At 47.1% G+C, this 14734-nt stretch carries 11 protein-coding genes; 4 read left to right on the top strand and 7 right to left on the bottom strand.

The annotated features are described in order from the left end of the window. Positions 1-12: 12 nt before the first annotated feature. Positions 13-3630, bottom strand: a complete 3618-nt coding sequence (gene dnaE / locus ICE93_RS05785; RefSeq protein WP_216186434.1) for a DNA polymerase III subunit alpha — start codon at positions 3628-3630, stop codon at positions 13-15. Positions 3631-3633: 3 nt separating this feature from the next. On the opposite strand from dnaE, the gene gluQRS reads away from it, so the two are divergent. Further along, entirely contained in the window at positions 3634-4593 is a 960-nt protein-coding gene (gene gluQRS / locus ICE93_RS05780; protein ID WP_216186432.1) for a tRNA glutamyl-Q(34) synthetase GluQRS, read from the top strand. 47 nt (positions 4594-4640) lie between these two features. Here gluQRS and ICE93_RS05775 read toward each other — a convergent pair whose 3' ends face one another. From ICE93_RS05775 to ICE93_RS05765, 3 genes are all read right to left on the bottom strand, one after another. Further along, positions 4641-6065 carry a DEAD/DEAH box helicase gene (locus tag ICE93_RS05775; protein ID WP_216186430.1) on the bottom strand — a complete coding sequence of 475 codons (1425 nt, stop codon included), beginning with the start codon at positions 6063-6065 and terminating at the stop codon, positions 4641-4643. Between the two features lie 6 nt (positions 6066-6071). Next, a complete protein-coding gene (locus ICE93_RS05770; RefSeq protein ID WP_215382829.1) occupies positions 6072-6476 on the bottom strand; it encodes a heme-binding protein in 405 nt (134 codons plus the stop codon). Between the two features lie 159 nt (positions 6477-6635). Continuing rightward, complete coding sequence (locus tag ICE93_RS05765) at positions 6636-7820, bottom strand: alanine--glyoxylate aminotransferase family protein (protein WP_216186428.1); 1185 nt, start codon at positions 7818-7820, stop codon at positions 6636-6638. A gap of 205 nt (positions 7821-8025) precedes the next feature. On the opposite strand from ICE93_RS05765, the gene ICE93_RS05760 reads away from it, so the two are divergent. After that, complete coding sequence (locus ICE93_RS05760; protein WP_216186426.1) at positions 8026-8721, top strand: GntR family transcriptional regulator; 696 nt, start codon at positions 8026-8028, stop codon at positions 8719-8721. Between the two features lie 44 nt (positions 8722-8765). After that, a complete protein-coding gene (locus ICE93_RS05755; RefSeq protein ID WP_255554695.1) occupies positions 8766-11813 on the top strand; it encodes an FAD-binding and (Fe-S)-binding domain-containing protein in 3048 nt (1015 codons plus the stop codon). A 35-nt stretch (positions 11814-11848) separates the two neighbouring features. Here ICE93_RS05755 and ICE93_RS05750 read toward each other — a convergent pair whose 3' ends face one another. The 3 genes from ICE93_RS05750 to queG are packed head-to-tail and all read right to left on the bottom strand — an operon-like array spanning position 11849 to position 14126. Beyond that, entirely contained in the window at positions 11849-12220 is a 372-nt protein-coding gene (locus ICE93_RS05750; protein WP_216861307.1) for an AzlD domain-containing protein, read from the bottom strand. Beyond that, positions 12217-13002 carry an AzlC family ABC transporter permease gene (locus ICE93_RS05745; protein WP_216186422.1) on the bottom strand — a complete coding sequence of 262 codons (786 nt, stop codon included), beginning with the start codon at positions 13000-13002 and terminating at the stop codon, positions 12217-12219. The genes ICE93_RS05750 and ICE93_RS05745 overlap by 4 nt, the downstream gene beginning before the upstream one ends. A gap of 26 nt (positions 13003-13028) precedes the next feature. Beyond that, complete coding sequence (gene queG, locus ICE93_RS05740) at positions 13029-14126, bottom strand: tRNA epoxyqueuosine(34) reductase QueG (protein ID WP_216186420.1); 1098 nt, start codon at positions 14124-14126, stop codon at positions 13029-13031. A 44-nt stretch (positions 14127-14170) separates the two neighbouring features. Here queG and tsaE point away from each other — a divergent pair, with 44 nt between their 5' ends. Continuing rightward, positions 14171-14707, top strand: a complete 537-nt coding sequence (gene tsaE / locus ICE93_RS05735) for a tRNA (adenosine(37)-N6)-threonylcarbamoyltransferase complex ATPase subunit type 1 TsaE (RefSeq protein ID WP_216186418.1) — start codon at positions 14171-14173, stop codon at positions 14705-14707. Positions 14708-14734: the final 27 nt, after the last annotated feature.

Below are 14734 nucleotides of genomic sequence, written 5' to 3'. Positions count from 1 at the left end.
TAAGACAATTATTTAGTGGTACTGAACTTGTACGGGATCTTTTTGCTTGGATGCCAAGATTTGGTTCAAGCTATGTAAGCAAGCATCATCTGGGTAGATGCGTAGCTCTTCTGGGAATTGCATTAAGCAGGCGCCGCCGCTAGTTGTGACTGCAGCAGTTAACATCAAACCCTTCATGCCATCATTTGAGCCTGGAGCAGCTGGAGCGGATGCGCCCAGCTTTGGATCTCTGACACGATTGGCCATCAAGTAAGGATTGATTTGACTCCGCAGCATCTTGATATCAATAGCGTTATCAATACATACGTGAATATTACGAGCAAAACGCATACGCGCACCAGTGATATCCATCACCGCCTCAGAAACAATCCGCATTCCGCCTGAAAACTTATCCGGAGTCACGTTGACTTTAGCAACCAAGAGTTCATCTTCCTTGAGCCATGAGCGATTAGGCTCATACACCTCGCTATATAAAGTGACTTCGAGGGCTGCAGTGCCATCATCAATTGTCGCAATCATCATGCGACCGCGCTGGCCAGTCAACATACGCGCTGAAGTGATAATGCCAGCGATCAACTGGTCTTTGCCTTCGGTAACTTTTGATAAAGGTTGACGAATAAAGTGAGAAGTCTCCTCACGGTAGGCATCAAACATATGACCCGTTAAACAGAGTCCTAAAGCATTCTTCTCTTCTTGCAGACGTTTCTTTTCAGACCAAACAGGCTCACGAACCAACTCAGGTAGATGGCGATTTTCTTCACCAGCGACTTCGAACAAACTCACTTGATGGATAGAAGCCTCTGCCTGTTCAGCGGCTTCAATTGCTCTGGCCAAAGAAGCAAGCAAGGTTGAGCGAATGTCGTACAAATTACCACCCGCAGGTACAGAGTCACGATACAAGCTATCAAATGCACCAGCACGCATTAAGGCTTCAATCGCACGGCGATTCACCTGTCTGCGATCTACGCGAGCACAAAAATCAAACAGATCCTTAAATGGTCCGCCAGTTTCACGCGCTTTAACAATGGATTCAATTGCTGCCTCACCAGTACCACGCACTGCACCCAGGCCATAACGGACATGACTGATTGGGGAGTCTGGGGCTGCATCAGGCGCACGCAATGGTGTGAACTCATACACACCCGTATTGATGTCTGGCGAGAACACCCGAATGTTGTTAACCAAACAATCGTCATATAGAATCTTCACCTTATCGGTATCATCCATTGCGAGCGATAAGTTGGCAGCCATAAATTCTGCGGGGTAATACGCTTTGAGCCAGGCTGTTTGATATGCCAAGAGTGCGTAAGCGGCAGCGTGGGATTTATTAAATCCATAGCCCGCAAAGCGCTCCATCAAGTCATAGATTTCATTAGCCTTACCCTCGGAGATGCCGCCTGCTTTTGCACCATCACTAAAGATCTTGCGATGCTGGGCCATCTCTTCTGGCTTTTTCTTACCCATCGCACGACGCAACATATCAGCACCACCTAATGAGTAGCCACCAATCATCTGCGCCATCTGCATCACCTGCTCTTGATAGACCATGATGCCGTAGGTCTCACGTAGAACTGGCTCAATACGTGGATCGGGATACTCCACTTTTTGGCGACCGTGTTTACGCTCAATAAAGTCTGGAATCAAATCCATAGGGCCTGGGCGATACAAAGCCACCAACGCAATAATGTCTTCAAAGCGGTCGGGCTTTGCCTCACGAAGCATGCCTTGCATGCCGCGGCTTTCTAGCTGGAATACCGCTACCGTATTAGCACGCTTGAGTACATCAAATGCTTTTTCGTCATCAAGTGGTATCTCACCGATATTCCAATCTCTGCGATCAGCATGCAATGCTTTAATCCAGCGCTCTGCTGCAGCCAAGATGGTAAGCGTTGTTAAGCCCAAAAAGTCGAACTTCACTAAGCCAATTGCTTCGACGTCATCTTTATCAAATTGACTAATAACGGAGCTACTGTCTTGATCTTTACTTTCTTGGGTGTAGAGAGGGCAAAAGTCCGTGAGGCGTCCTGGGGCGATCAACACACCACCCGCATGCATACCGACGTTACGGGTCATACCCTCCAATTGCTGGGCCAAAGATAGCAATTGACGCACTTCGTCTTCATTCTTTTCGCGCTCGGCTAATTGCTTCTCTTCCTTCTTGGCCATTTCAATCGTCATGTACTGGCCCGGCTTATTCGGCACTAGCTTGGCGATACCGTCAACGAAGTTATAGCCCTGCTCCAGCACGCGTCCTACGTCACGAATTGCCGCTCTGGCAGCCATGGTTCCAAAGGTAGCAATCTGGCTCACAGCGTCTTTGCCGTATTTATCCTTTACGTACTGAATCACACGGTCACGACCATGCTGGCAGAAGTCGATATCGAAGTCGGGCATGGATACCCGCTCTGGATTGAGAAAGCGCTCAAAGAGCAAGTTGTAACGTAGTGGATCCAAGTCAGTAATGCCGAGTGAATACGCCACTAAAGAGCCTGCGCCAGATCCACGGCCAGGACCTACTGGTACGCCATTGTTCTTAGCCCAGTTAATGAAGTCCGCCACGATTAAGAAGTAGCCCGGGAAACCCATCTGGGCAATCGTTTTAACTTCAAACACGAGACGCTCTTGGTAGCGCGGCATTTCTTTTTCGCGTTCTTCCACATCCGGGAAGTTACGTTCCATGTGGCGCTTTAGACCGATCTCGGATTGCTGCAATAAATATTCTTCTAAAGTAATTCCGGGCGGTATTGGAAAATCTGGCAAACGTGGCTGCCCTAAGACCAATGAAAGATTGCAACGCTTAGCAATTTCAACAGAGTTTGCGATGGCTGCCGGCAAATCTGCGAAACGTTTTTCCATCTCTTCTTGGGTTAAGAAGTATTGCTCTTCATTAAACTTTTTGGCGCGACGCGGATTGCCAAGCAACTCACCTTCAGCAATACAAACACGGGCTTCATGCGCCGTAAAGTCACTTTTCTGCATGAACTGCACTGGGTGAGTTGCCACTACCGGCAAATCGAGCTCACTCGCTAAATGGCAAGCGAGTTGCAGTTGCTTCTCATCTTGTGGATTGCCGCCGCGTTGAACCTCAATGTAAAAAGAATTTGGGAACAGCTTTTCATAACGTCTAGCAACAATCTTCGCTTGGTCTTCCTGACCAGCTAGCAATGCTGACCCTACTTCACCCATGCGTGCGCCAGAGAGCGCAATCAATCCATAAGATAAGGTCCGCTTGGCTTTTTTATCTTCTGCTTTAGCAGCAGACTCACTAAACCAAGCAGAATCCACTTCAGCACGACCGCGTGATTGATTTTCTAAGGATGCTCTACTAAGTAACTCGCATAAGTTAAGATAACCGGAATGGTTTTGAACCAGGAGCAATAAGCGATGAGGCTGATCAGGATCTTGAGGATTGCTGATCCAAACATCAGCACCAGCAATTGGCTTTATGCCGCTCGAGCGTGCAGCGGTGTAAAAACGCACCAAACCAAATAAATTACTTAAATCCGTGATGGCCAAGGCACCCATCTCGTCTTTGACGGCTGCAGCGACCGCATCATCAATACGAACGACTCCATCCGTAATTGAAAACTCGGAATGGACGCGGAGATGTACAAAACGGGGTGAAGCCATGAGATGATTTTAGCTGTGTCGACACCCAAAAACCTTCCATCCCCAGCCGGCGGCTATCGCGGGCGATTTGCTCCATCCCCCACCGGCCCACTTCACGCCGGATCCCTTGTTGCCGGCCTCGGAAGCTGGTTAGATGCCCGTAAAAATGGAGGGAAATGGCTCCTCAGAATTGAGGATTTAGACACCCCCCGCTGCGTCCCCGAAGCAACCCAACAAATACAGTCTCAATTGCTTGCCTGCGGGCTTTCTTGGGACGAGGAGATCATTTACCAATCCCAGCGCCAAGAGGCTTACCAGAGGGCTTTAGAGCGCTTAAATAGCTTGAAATACCTATATACCTGCACATGCTCAAGGCAGACTATTGCCAACGCCCTAGCCAGCCTCGGAGTAGAGACACCCCGCAATCAAGAAATGGTCTATCCAGGCACCTGCCGCCCTGCCTCATTAATAAGCAATACCGCACATGCTTTAAATGATTCGGGAAAAGCCTGGCGGATCGCTCTACCCCCAAATAGCCATATTGAATTTGAGGATTTAGCACTAGGGTACCAAAACCAAGATCTCAACACTGAAGTGGGTGATTTTGTATTGCATAGAAGCGATGGAGTATTTACCTACCAGCTAGCTGTAGTAGTGGATGATGCAGAGCAAGGTATTACCCATATCGTGCGTGGCAAAGATTTATTAAGCAACACCGCAAGACAAATTTACCTGCAAAAAGTATTGGGATATCAGAGGCCAGAGTATTTACATCTACCTTTAGTGCTTGATGAGCATGGTGAAAAACTCAGCAAACAAACTTTAGCAACGCAAATCAATACACAAGATGACAAACATTCGCTAATGGAGCTGCGTAAAGCAGCAAAGCATTTGGGATTGAAGAACTTGCCTGATGGCGAGAATGTCACTATTGCAGAGTGGCTATTAGCAGCCACTCTTGCATGGAAAAACGAAAGAACATAGTCTTTCCTTCTTAATTTCCTAATTTTCTTTCTTACTTTTTTCTTGCTTTATTTCTTTTTAAAGCCACCAAGCAAAGCGCCAACAGCAGGCTTAGCGGGAGTAATGCCCACTTTTTTCTCTTCTGGCTTTGCATCTGTAGGAGTTTTAGGGGATGCAGCAGGAATGCTGGGCTCGTAAGGCTTGTAGAAGAAAGGATCGGACACTTTAGCCGGTCCACTGCCATAGCTACCGGATGATGGGCGAGCTTGTGAAGGCAATCCTTCAGGCAAGGGCTTCACATCCAATTTACGCTTCATCAACTTTTCAATATCGTCGAGTAAGCGCTTCTCACTGGCATCAACTAAGGCAATCGCATCACCTTTGCTACCAGCGCGACCAGTACGACCAATACGATGAATAAAGTCTTCTGCGTTGTAGGGTAGTTCGTGATTAATCACGCAAGGCATATCCGGAATATCTAAACCACGAGCTGCTACATCAGTTGCCACTAAAACTTCAATAGCGCCAGACTTAAAGGCATCCAAAGTTAAAGTACGCTCACCTTGACTCTTATCACCGTGAATCGCGCCTGCTTTAATACCATCGCGCTCAAGAGCGCGAGATAACTTTGCACAGCCCAAACGACTATTGGTAAAGATAATGCATTGACGTGATAAGCCTGCACGCGTGCGTGCTTCAAGCACCTTCACAATCGCACGTTGCTTATCTGCAGAGGAAACCATGTGCACCACCTGTTTAACTGTATCAGCGGCAGCATTTTGACGAGCCACCTCAACAGTCACTGGAGTACGTAAATAGCTTTGTGCCAGCTTTTTGATTTCTGGTGAGAAAGTCGCTGAGAACAATAAAGTCTGTCTTTGCGCTGGAATCAAATCAATAATGCGCTGTAAGTCTGGCAAGAAACCCATATCAAGCATGCGGTCGGCTTCGTCCAACACCAAGATTTCCACTTGGGAGAGATTGGCCACTTTTGAGCCAATGTGATCAAGTAAGCGTCCAGGAGTGGCAATCAGTATCTCTACGCCATTACGCAAAATACCTACTTGCTCTTTCATATCTACACCGCCGTAGACTACGGCAGCGCGCAAATCAGTATGCTTTGAATAGCTCGTAGCGTTTTCTGCCACTTGCACAGCCAGCTCGCGAGTTGGCGTGAGAACCAATGCACGAATTGGATGACGCGCTGGTGATGCGCTATTGCTAGCGTGACGCAAAATCTTTTGAATGATCGGCAATACAAAAGCAGCCGTCTTACCAGTTCCAGTTTGCGCAGCGCCCATGAGGTCGCTTCCCGCTAAGACATGTGGAATTGATTGCGCTTGAATCGGAGTCGGAGTGTTGTAGCCCTGCTCCAGAACCGCTTTTTGAATTTTCGGATCTAAACCAAAGTCAGCAAAAGTGATTGTTGCTGTAGGGGTAGCAGCTTCGCTAACCCGTGTAGAAGAATTTATTTCAGTAGCAGTATTTGTCAAGGTAACTTACAGGATGGCAGCAATGCCGGCCTTAGCGGTTTCAGCATCCTCTGTCGATTTAACGCCGGAAACGCCGACTGCGCCGATGGTAAACCCATTTACCTCGATATTGACGCCACCCTCCAACATGCCCGAAATATGCGGAGCAGATAAGAAAGAGGTGCGGCCGTTATTAATAATTTCTTCGTAGACACGGCTCTCACGTTTACCCATAGCAGCAGTACGTGCTTTTTCTTGAGCAATGTAAGCTGACACAGGAGCGCAACCATCGCGACGAATTAAACCCAACATATGACCGCCATCATCACAAACGGCAATAGTTACCGCCCAGTTGTTTGCGGCAGCGTGTTTATTTGCTGCATCCAAAATCTTTTGGACATCAGCTTGGGTTAAATATGGTTTAGTAGCCAACATAGTTAATCTTTCTTTGTCTCGAATATGTTTTATATGATGAAAGTGCTATCTATACAGAGCACCTGAATTATAAGGGGTGTAGCCTGACCCCAGTCTAGGAGCCTTACCACACCCTATATGCACTGAAACTGCGCCCAACTAATTGATTATTTGTGGTTATTTGAGAAATTCTTGGGCAGCAACGACACCGCTGGCCTTGGGTTTAAAGCCCATAGAGCCCAAACTCATCTCAACACCACATAAAGCAGCCATCAAACTCAATTCATTGCAATCGCCTAAATGGCCGATACGGAATGCCTTGCCTTTGATTTTGCCCAAACCGGTACCCAATGAGAGATTGAATTTCTCCAAAGCATGCTTACGCAATACATCCGCATCCATACCTTCAGGTGTTGCAATACAAGTGAGTACTGGTGAATAGCAATCCTTGTCTTGACACTGAATTTCTAAGCCCCAAGCTTTTACTGCTTCACGACAAGCAGCAGCTAAACGTTGGTGACGCGCAAAGATCGTATCCAAGCCTTCGGCCATCATCATGTCCATCGCTTCATGCAAGCCATACATCAAATTGGTGCTTGGAGTTGTCGGCCAGTAACCGGTTTTATTGGATTCGAGAATTTCATCCCAAGCCCAATATGCTTTAGGCATTTTGTTGTTTTTACTAGCCTCAATGGCACGTGGTGACAACGCATTAAAGCCAATACCAGGTGGCAACATCAAGCCTTTTTGTGAACCAGAAACGGTAACGTCAGCACCCCATTTGTCATGCTCATAATCTGCTGAGCCCAAGCCAGATACGCTATCAACGAGCAATAAGGCTGGGTGCTTTAGTGAGTCAATCGCTTTACGAACTGCGGCAATGTTTGATGTCACACCAGTAGAAGTTTCGTTATGCACTACACAAACTGCTTTGATTTCATGGCCAGTGTCTTTACGTAAACGCTCTTCGATTACTGATGCATCTACACCCCAACGCCAAGTATCTTGTCCCGCTTTACCAACCACTTCCACATCCAAACCAAGGCGCTTAGCAAGCGCGCGCCATAGGTTAGCAAACTGACCAGTTTCGTAAAATAATACTTTGTCACCAGGACTCAGTACGTTAAACAAAGCACCTTCCCAAGAACCCGTTCCTGAGGCAGAATAAATAATCACAGGCTGTTCAGTCTTGAAAATCTTTTTGATGTTTTCTAAAACCTTCAGACCGAAGGCGCCAAACTCAGGACCACGGTGGTCGATGGTTTGATAGCTAATGGCACGCAGTACGCGTGGAGGAACGGGACTAGGGCCAGGAATATGTAAAAAGTGGCGTCCTGATGCGTGGTTATCAAGTTTCAACATGCTTTGTCTCACTTATGGGTGTGTTTATGGGTTTTATTTCTGGCACTAGTGTATGACAATTTTTGCAAATTTTCCATTTTGCATACAAATTATTAAAATAATTCTTTAATAAACCGTATAAATTGACATTTAAAGCCTATATTTATGCTTTATGATGGCTTATTGTTATTTTTGTATACAAATTTAGGGTTTAGGGGATTACAGCATGGCAGCCATAGAACAGCCCAATTCTCAGAATTTGCATGAGGCCACCTTTCAAAAACTCAGATCGCTCTTGGTGGAGGGGAAAATCGCGCCCGGCAGCAAACTTAACGAGCGGGAACTGGCCGAGAGTCTTAATGTTTCCCGAACCCCCATTCGTGAAGCGATTCGGCGCTTAGCTGCAGATGGTTTAGTTGAACTCATTACGAATCGTGGCGCGATCGCAGTCCAGCTTAGCCTCGAGGATGTTATTCATACTTTTGACGTGATTGCCGATCTTGAGGGATTTTCTGGTGAACTCGCTGCCAATAATATTAGCAACACCGCCCTCTCTGAATTAGAAGCACTCCAATACGAAATGATGGCGTCTTATGCACGTCGAGATTTATCAAGTTATTACAAACTCAATCTACACATTCATCACCTCATTAATCAAGCGGCAAATAATCCAGTGCTCTCAAGACTTTTCACACAAGTCAACGCTCGCATTGAAGCCCTGCGCTTTCGCTCTAATCAAGATGGCGTGAAATGGGAAAAGGCGGTTGAAGAACACCAAGAGATGCTCGCTGCCCTTAAAGCTAGAGATGCTGCCCGCATGCGCAAGATTATGATCCAGCACGTACAAAATAAACGTGATGTTGTAGTGCAGTTACTGAAATCGGAAGCAGCAATCAAAGATGTGGAGACAAGCAAGTTATGAACAAGCCTCTTGACCTTCTTGACCTTCTTGACCTTAAAGAACTCATGGTAGATCAAGCCGAACTCGCCAAGCGCTTGCGCCAGGAGACTTCCGGTGAAGTAATGACCGATAGTGCGAGTCGCGGACGTTACGCAACGGATGCCTCCATCTATCAAGCAATGCCAGTGGCTGTCTTTGTGCCAAAGACTGCACAAGATATTGCGAGCGCCATTCAGATTGCAGGTGAACTAGGTGTGCCTGTACTACCTCGTGGTGGCGGCACCAGCCAATGCGGCCAAACTACTGGTGCAGCACTAGTAATTGATAACACCAAATATTTCAGAAACGTTTTAGATCTCAATCTTGATAAAGGATATGTTGAAGTTGAACCAGGTATCGTACTGGATCATCTCAACGGTTCACTCAAACAACATGGCCTCTGGTATCCAGTGGATGTTTCCACCGCTGGCCAAGCAACCATTGGTGGTATGGCAGGCAATAACTCTTGCGGCAGTCGCTCAATTGCTTACGGCAATATGGTGCATAACGTTTTAGGTATTGATGCCTGGTTAGCGGATGGCCAAGTAGCGCAGTTTGGGAACTATGCCAATAGCTCTGGTGCCGCAAAACAACTAGGTGATTTTGTAAAAGGTTTAGCCCACACCCTCACACCTGAAATTGAGGCTCACTTTCCAAAAGTATTAAGACGGGTTGCGGGCTATAACCTCGATATCTTCAATCCCCAAAGCGAATTGCCTTACACCCAAGATGGCAGCGTTAATTTAGCCCATTTGTTGGTGGGCAGCGAAGGTACTCTCGCTTATTTCAAATCACTCAAACTGAAGCTAGCACCGTTACCGCAACATAAAGTGCTCGGCATTGTGAACTTTGCAAGCTTCTATAAAGCCATGGATAGCGCCCAGCATATTGTGAAGCTTGGTCCTACTGCAGTAGAACTGGTGGATCGCACCATGATTGATTTGGCACGCAGCAATCCCAGCTTTAAGAAAACGATTGAAACTGCTCTGATAGATCACACAGCCCAAACACCTGAAGCAATTCTATTGGTGGAGTTTTCTGGCGAAGCGCATGCGCCACTACTAGAAAAACTCAAAGCTTTACAAGAACTGATGAGCGATTTGGGATTGCCAGGCTCGGTAGTAGCAATGCCTGATGCCAGCCTACAAAAGAATCTGTGGGAAGTGCGTAAAGCAGGACTGAACATCATGATGAGCCTTAAGGGTGATGGTAAGCCGGTGAGCTTTATTGAAGATTGTGCTGTGCCTCTGGAGAGTTTGGCTGATTACACTCAGGCATTGACTGATGTATTTGCTAAATATGGCTCACGTGGCACTTGGTATGCGCATGCATCCGTAGGCACGTTGCATGTGCGCCCTATTTTGGATATGCGTAGAGATGGCGCCCAAAAGATGCGCGCGGTTGCCGAAGAAGCCTCTGCCTTGGTACGCAAATATAAAGGCGCCTATAGCGGTGAACATGGTGATGGCCTCTGTCGTGGCGAATGGATCTCTTGGCAGTTTGGCCAAAAGATCACCGAAGCCCTTGCAGAAATTAAACATGCATTCGATCCAAAGGGCTTATTTAATCCAGGCAAGATTGTTAATCCACCCAAGATGGATGACTCCATCAACTTTAGATTTCCACCGAGCTATAAAGTCATTCCACTGCAACCCGCACTCGATTGGTCTGCCTGGAACGTACAGAACGATCCTGTCACAGAAGAAACTACGGCGCCTGGCACTGGTGGAGACCCAGCACTGGGCTTAGCCAAAGCAGTGGAGATGTGCAATAACAATGGTCACTGCCGTAAGTTTGACGCGGAAGTCATGTGCCCAAGCTATCGCGTCACCCGTGATGAAAAGCATCTCACTCGCGGTAGAGCGAATACCCTGCGCCTTGCACTTTCAAATCAACTCGATATCAAAGATGAATCTTCGCCCCTAGGTAGCGATGCCATTAAGGAAGTGATGGAGCTTTGCGTGAGCTGCAAGGCTTGCCGCCGTGAATGCCCTACCGGCGTTGATATGGCGAAGATGAAAATTGAGTTCTTATCCGCTTACAAAAAGCGTGTAGGCCACTCGCTCAGAGATCTAGCGATTGCCTATCTTCCTAAATACGCTGGTACGATTAGCAATACCCCATTTTTGCCAAGTCTTCTCAATCTACGCAATCACATTACAGTGATTGCTAAGATTCAAGAGTGGGTCATGGGCATCTCTGCGCAAAGAAGTTTGCCGGTTTGGAAGGGTAAAACTTTCTGGAATCAGAAAGCAAAAGGCTCTTATCAATACACTCCAGAACAATTAGCAAACAATGGTGATGGTAAGGGTGTAGTACTTCTTGCGGATACTTTTAACGCCTACTTTGAAGATGAGAACCTTCAGGCAGCATTAAAGGTTCTCAAGGCTGCCGGCTATCGCGTACATATTCCCCACAAGAGTCAGCAAAAACAGAATCAAAGCCAAATCGATAAAACAAATAGTTGTTCCAAAGAGTTTTGCTGTGGCAGAACCTATTTAGCCGCAGGTATGGTTGATAAAGCTAAAGAGAATCTTGGTGAGTTAGTTGACCATCTTGCACCTTATGCGGATAAGCACATTCCGATCATTGGCTTGGAGCCTTCTTGCTTGTTTACCTTGAAAGATGAAGCGCTCGTAATGGGCTTTGGTGAGCGTGCTGTGCGGGTTTCTAAACAAGCGCAACTGTTGGAAGAATTCTTAGCAAGCGAAGCTAAAGCTGGAAAACTCAAGATCCAACTGAAAGCAGCCGATAAACCAGTACTCTTTCATGGTCACTGCCACCAGAAATCTTTTGCTGCCGTTACTCCTGCAATGGAATTACTCAAACTCATTCCGAATGCAGAACCCAAGCTCATTGAATCTTCTTGTTGCGGTATGGCGGGAAGCTTTGGTTACGAAGCCGAACATATTGAAGTGTCCAAACTAATGGCAGAAGCTAGTCTGTTGCCTAGTATTCGGAAGTCACCAGATAGCTGGGTGGTGGCTGACGGTACCAGTTGTCGTCATCAAATTGCTGATGGCACTCAAAGAGAAGCTGTACATATCGCCAGAATTTTGGGGGCGCATCTATAAAAGCAAAAAAGGTGGTGCTGGCGTTATTTGGTTAGCTAACGAATAACGCCGTAACCTACCATCAACAAGGTTCCAGTCAATAAGGCGGGAACTAATCGCTTGGTGGGTTTAGAAATCATCACGCCAATTGCCAAGGCACAAATCAGAAGACGAATCCACAATGGCACTGTTGCCATTAGGCCTAGCGGCATCACAATCAAACGGACTGTGAGTGCAGCAACCATCGCATACGTCACAGCAGCTAACCAGCGGAAGATCTCACTATCTTGATTAATACTCTGCGACAGAAATACGCCAATGGCGCGGCAAAAATAGGTGCCGAGGCAGGCGCCTACTAAAGCGATCCAAAGACCCCATCCGGTCAATGCATCGCCTAGGTGGCTTAAGGTGTCGATCGCCCCACTCATCCAATCACCCCGGCTTTTTTGCGCAAGAACTTGCGATCGATAAAGTAAGCCATGGTGCCCGCAACTAAGCCAGCGGTTAACAAACTGGTATCGCGATCAATGATAAAAAAAATCGGGCCAAAGATAGCTCCTAGTAAAAGGGCAATGCGATTGATCCAAGGCTTTACTTCAGTAAAGGTGAGCAAGAAGAATAGAGGGTTAATAAATACCAAACCTAAAGTAACTGGCTTGGGCACCATACCTGCTAAGTAATAACCCAAAATTGTTCCAGGCACGGAAATCAACCAGCACAGCAAGCCAAGACCTACGAAGTAACTCAGGCGGTGCTTAATCTCAATCGCATGAAACTCCCGCATCGAGATAGCCCATGCTGTCATCGCTAATAAATGGACAGAGGCATAGAGACTGCGATTGCGATCTTTTTGATGAAATTGTGGAAAGAGTGTCACCGTCATCGTGATAAAGCGGGTGGAGGTTAAGGTAACAGCCAGAGCAATAGCAAAAACAGAAGACCCCGTAATCGCCATCTCGAGCAAGACCACCTGTCCCGGCAACGCGAACATAAAAAATGAAGTGGAGGTGGTAAACCAAACATCAAAGCCATTGGTTTTGCCCATCGCACCAAAGCCCACCATGCCTGCAAAAAGCACCATTGCAGGCGCACCAGCCGCATCCCGAATGCCGGACCAAAAAGCATCACTTGGATTTTTAAAGCGCTGAACCGCAGCCTCTTCTAGCGCGGTTTCACTAGGATCAATGCATGGCTGGTCGTTGGATGACATGGAATAATTGTAAAGCTTGTGGGTATTTATGCTGACTGAGCATTTTGACCTAAGGCCCACTCAATATGTTCGGCCACTAAAGGATCGGCACTTGGAAGCGCTGCGATTAATGCTTCAGTAATTGCACTCTTCTCCACCTCGCTCGCCAAAGCATTACCCATCGCCACTGCCAAATTACGACGCCAGCGGTTATAACCAATTCGACGAATAGCACTACCCTCATGACGCTGCTCAAACTCAGCTTCAGTCCAGGACCATAGCTGTAAGAGTCTGGTCTGCCCTAAGCCGTGACGTCCTGCAAAATCAGGCAGCTCTGTACGTTTGGCAAATTTATTCCAAGGGCAAATGAGTTGGCAGTCATCACATCCATACACTCGATTGCCCATAGCTTGTCGAAACTCAACCGGAATAGCGTCGGGATTTTCAATGGTTAAGTAAGAGATGCAGCGACGTGCGTCTAATTGATAAGGCGCAGTAATAGCTTGCGTAGGACACACATCGATGCAGGATGTACAGGTACCGCAGCGCTCTTCAACTTCCTCATCAATTGGTAGCGGCACATCTACTAAGATCTCACCCAAGAAGAATGTGGAGCCAGATTCTCGATTAAGTAAGAGCGTATGTTTGCCACGCCAACCTAAGCCTGCTTTGCGGGCTAACTCCACTTCCATCAATGGCGCTGAGTCGGTAAATACGCGAAAACCCAGTTTTCCGATGCGCTCTTCGATGAGTTTGGCAAATTCTTGCAAGCGATTGCGTAGCACCTTGTGATAATCACGCCCTCTCGCATACATGGATACCACTGCTTGCGAAGGATCCTCTAGTCGTTGCCACTCTGCATCAAAATCCGTTTCAGGCGGGAGATAGTTCATTGAGACACAAATCACACGCATCGTGCCAGGAACTAAAAGCTCAGGATTGGAGCGCAGTTCCGCATGGCGCTGCATGTATTCCATTTGCCCATGCCGACCCTGCTCAAGCCACTCTTTGAGGCGCTCAGTCGCGGGACCTAAATGGGTATCAGTAATACGCAAACCATCAAACCCCAGTGCCATAGCTTGGGCATCAAGCCAATCACGCAGATCGGCCCCGTCTAAGGATTGAGAGTTGGTAGGTAAAGACATATGGAATACAGAATGTAGCGCAATAATTGAATAAACTAGGGGGAATGACTCAAACAAAGGCAATCCAGTCCCCGCTCACTGCAATTGATCTCTATTGTAGGCAGGAAGCCGACACCGCATCTTTTGCGAAGCAGCTGGCCGCCAGTTTTGAGCACTTTCTAACTAAGCAGCCAAGCTCGCATCTCAATATCTCTCTTGAGGGCGACCTCGGCGCTGGTAAAACGACTCTTGCCAGATACCTCATTCAGACCATGGGTCATGAAGGCAAAGTAAAGAGCCCAACCTATACCTTGTGCGAGCCTTATCCACTGCAACTCAAAGATCAAGTAATCACCATTCACCATTTTGATTTGTATCGCATGCGTGATCCCCTGGAATGGCAAGAGGCAGGATTTGCTGAGCACTTTGATGTTCCTGGCATTTGCCTTATTGAATGGCCAGAAAAAGCTGAAGGCACATTGCCAGGACTTGATATTCAGATTCAGTTAGCTGCAGGCGCAGATGAAAACGAACGTACTATCAAGATCAATGCCTTAACTCCATCTGGAGTATGTGCATTGCCAAAACTTCCTTTGAAGTAGTGTGCGAATAATCTACCGGCAATTAAT

Source organism: Polynucleobacter sp. MWH-HuK1, from assembly GCF_018881815.1.
GTDB lineage: Bacteria > Pseudomonadota > Gammaproteobacteria > Burkholderiales > Burkholderiaceae > Polynucleobacter.
Note: the sequence above shows the minus strand (reverse complement) of the source record. Positions and strands in the feature narration are given on the sequence as shown.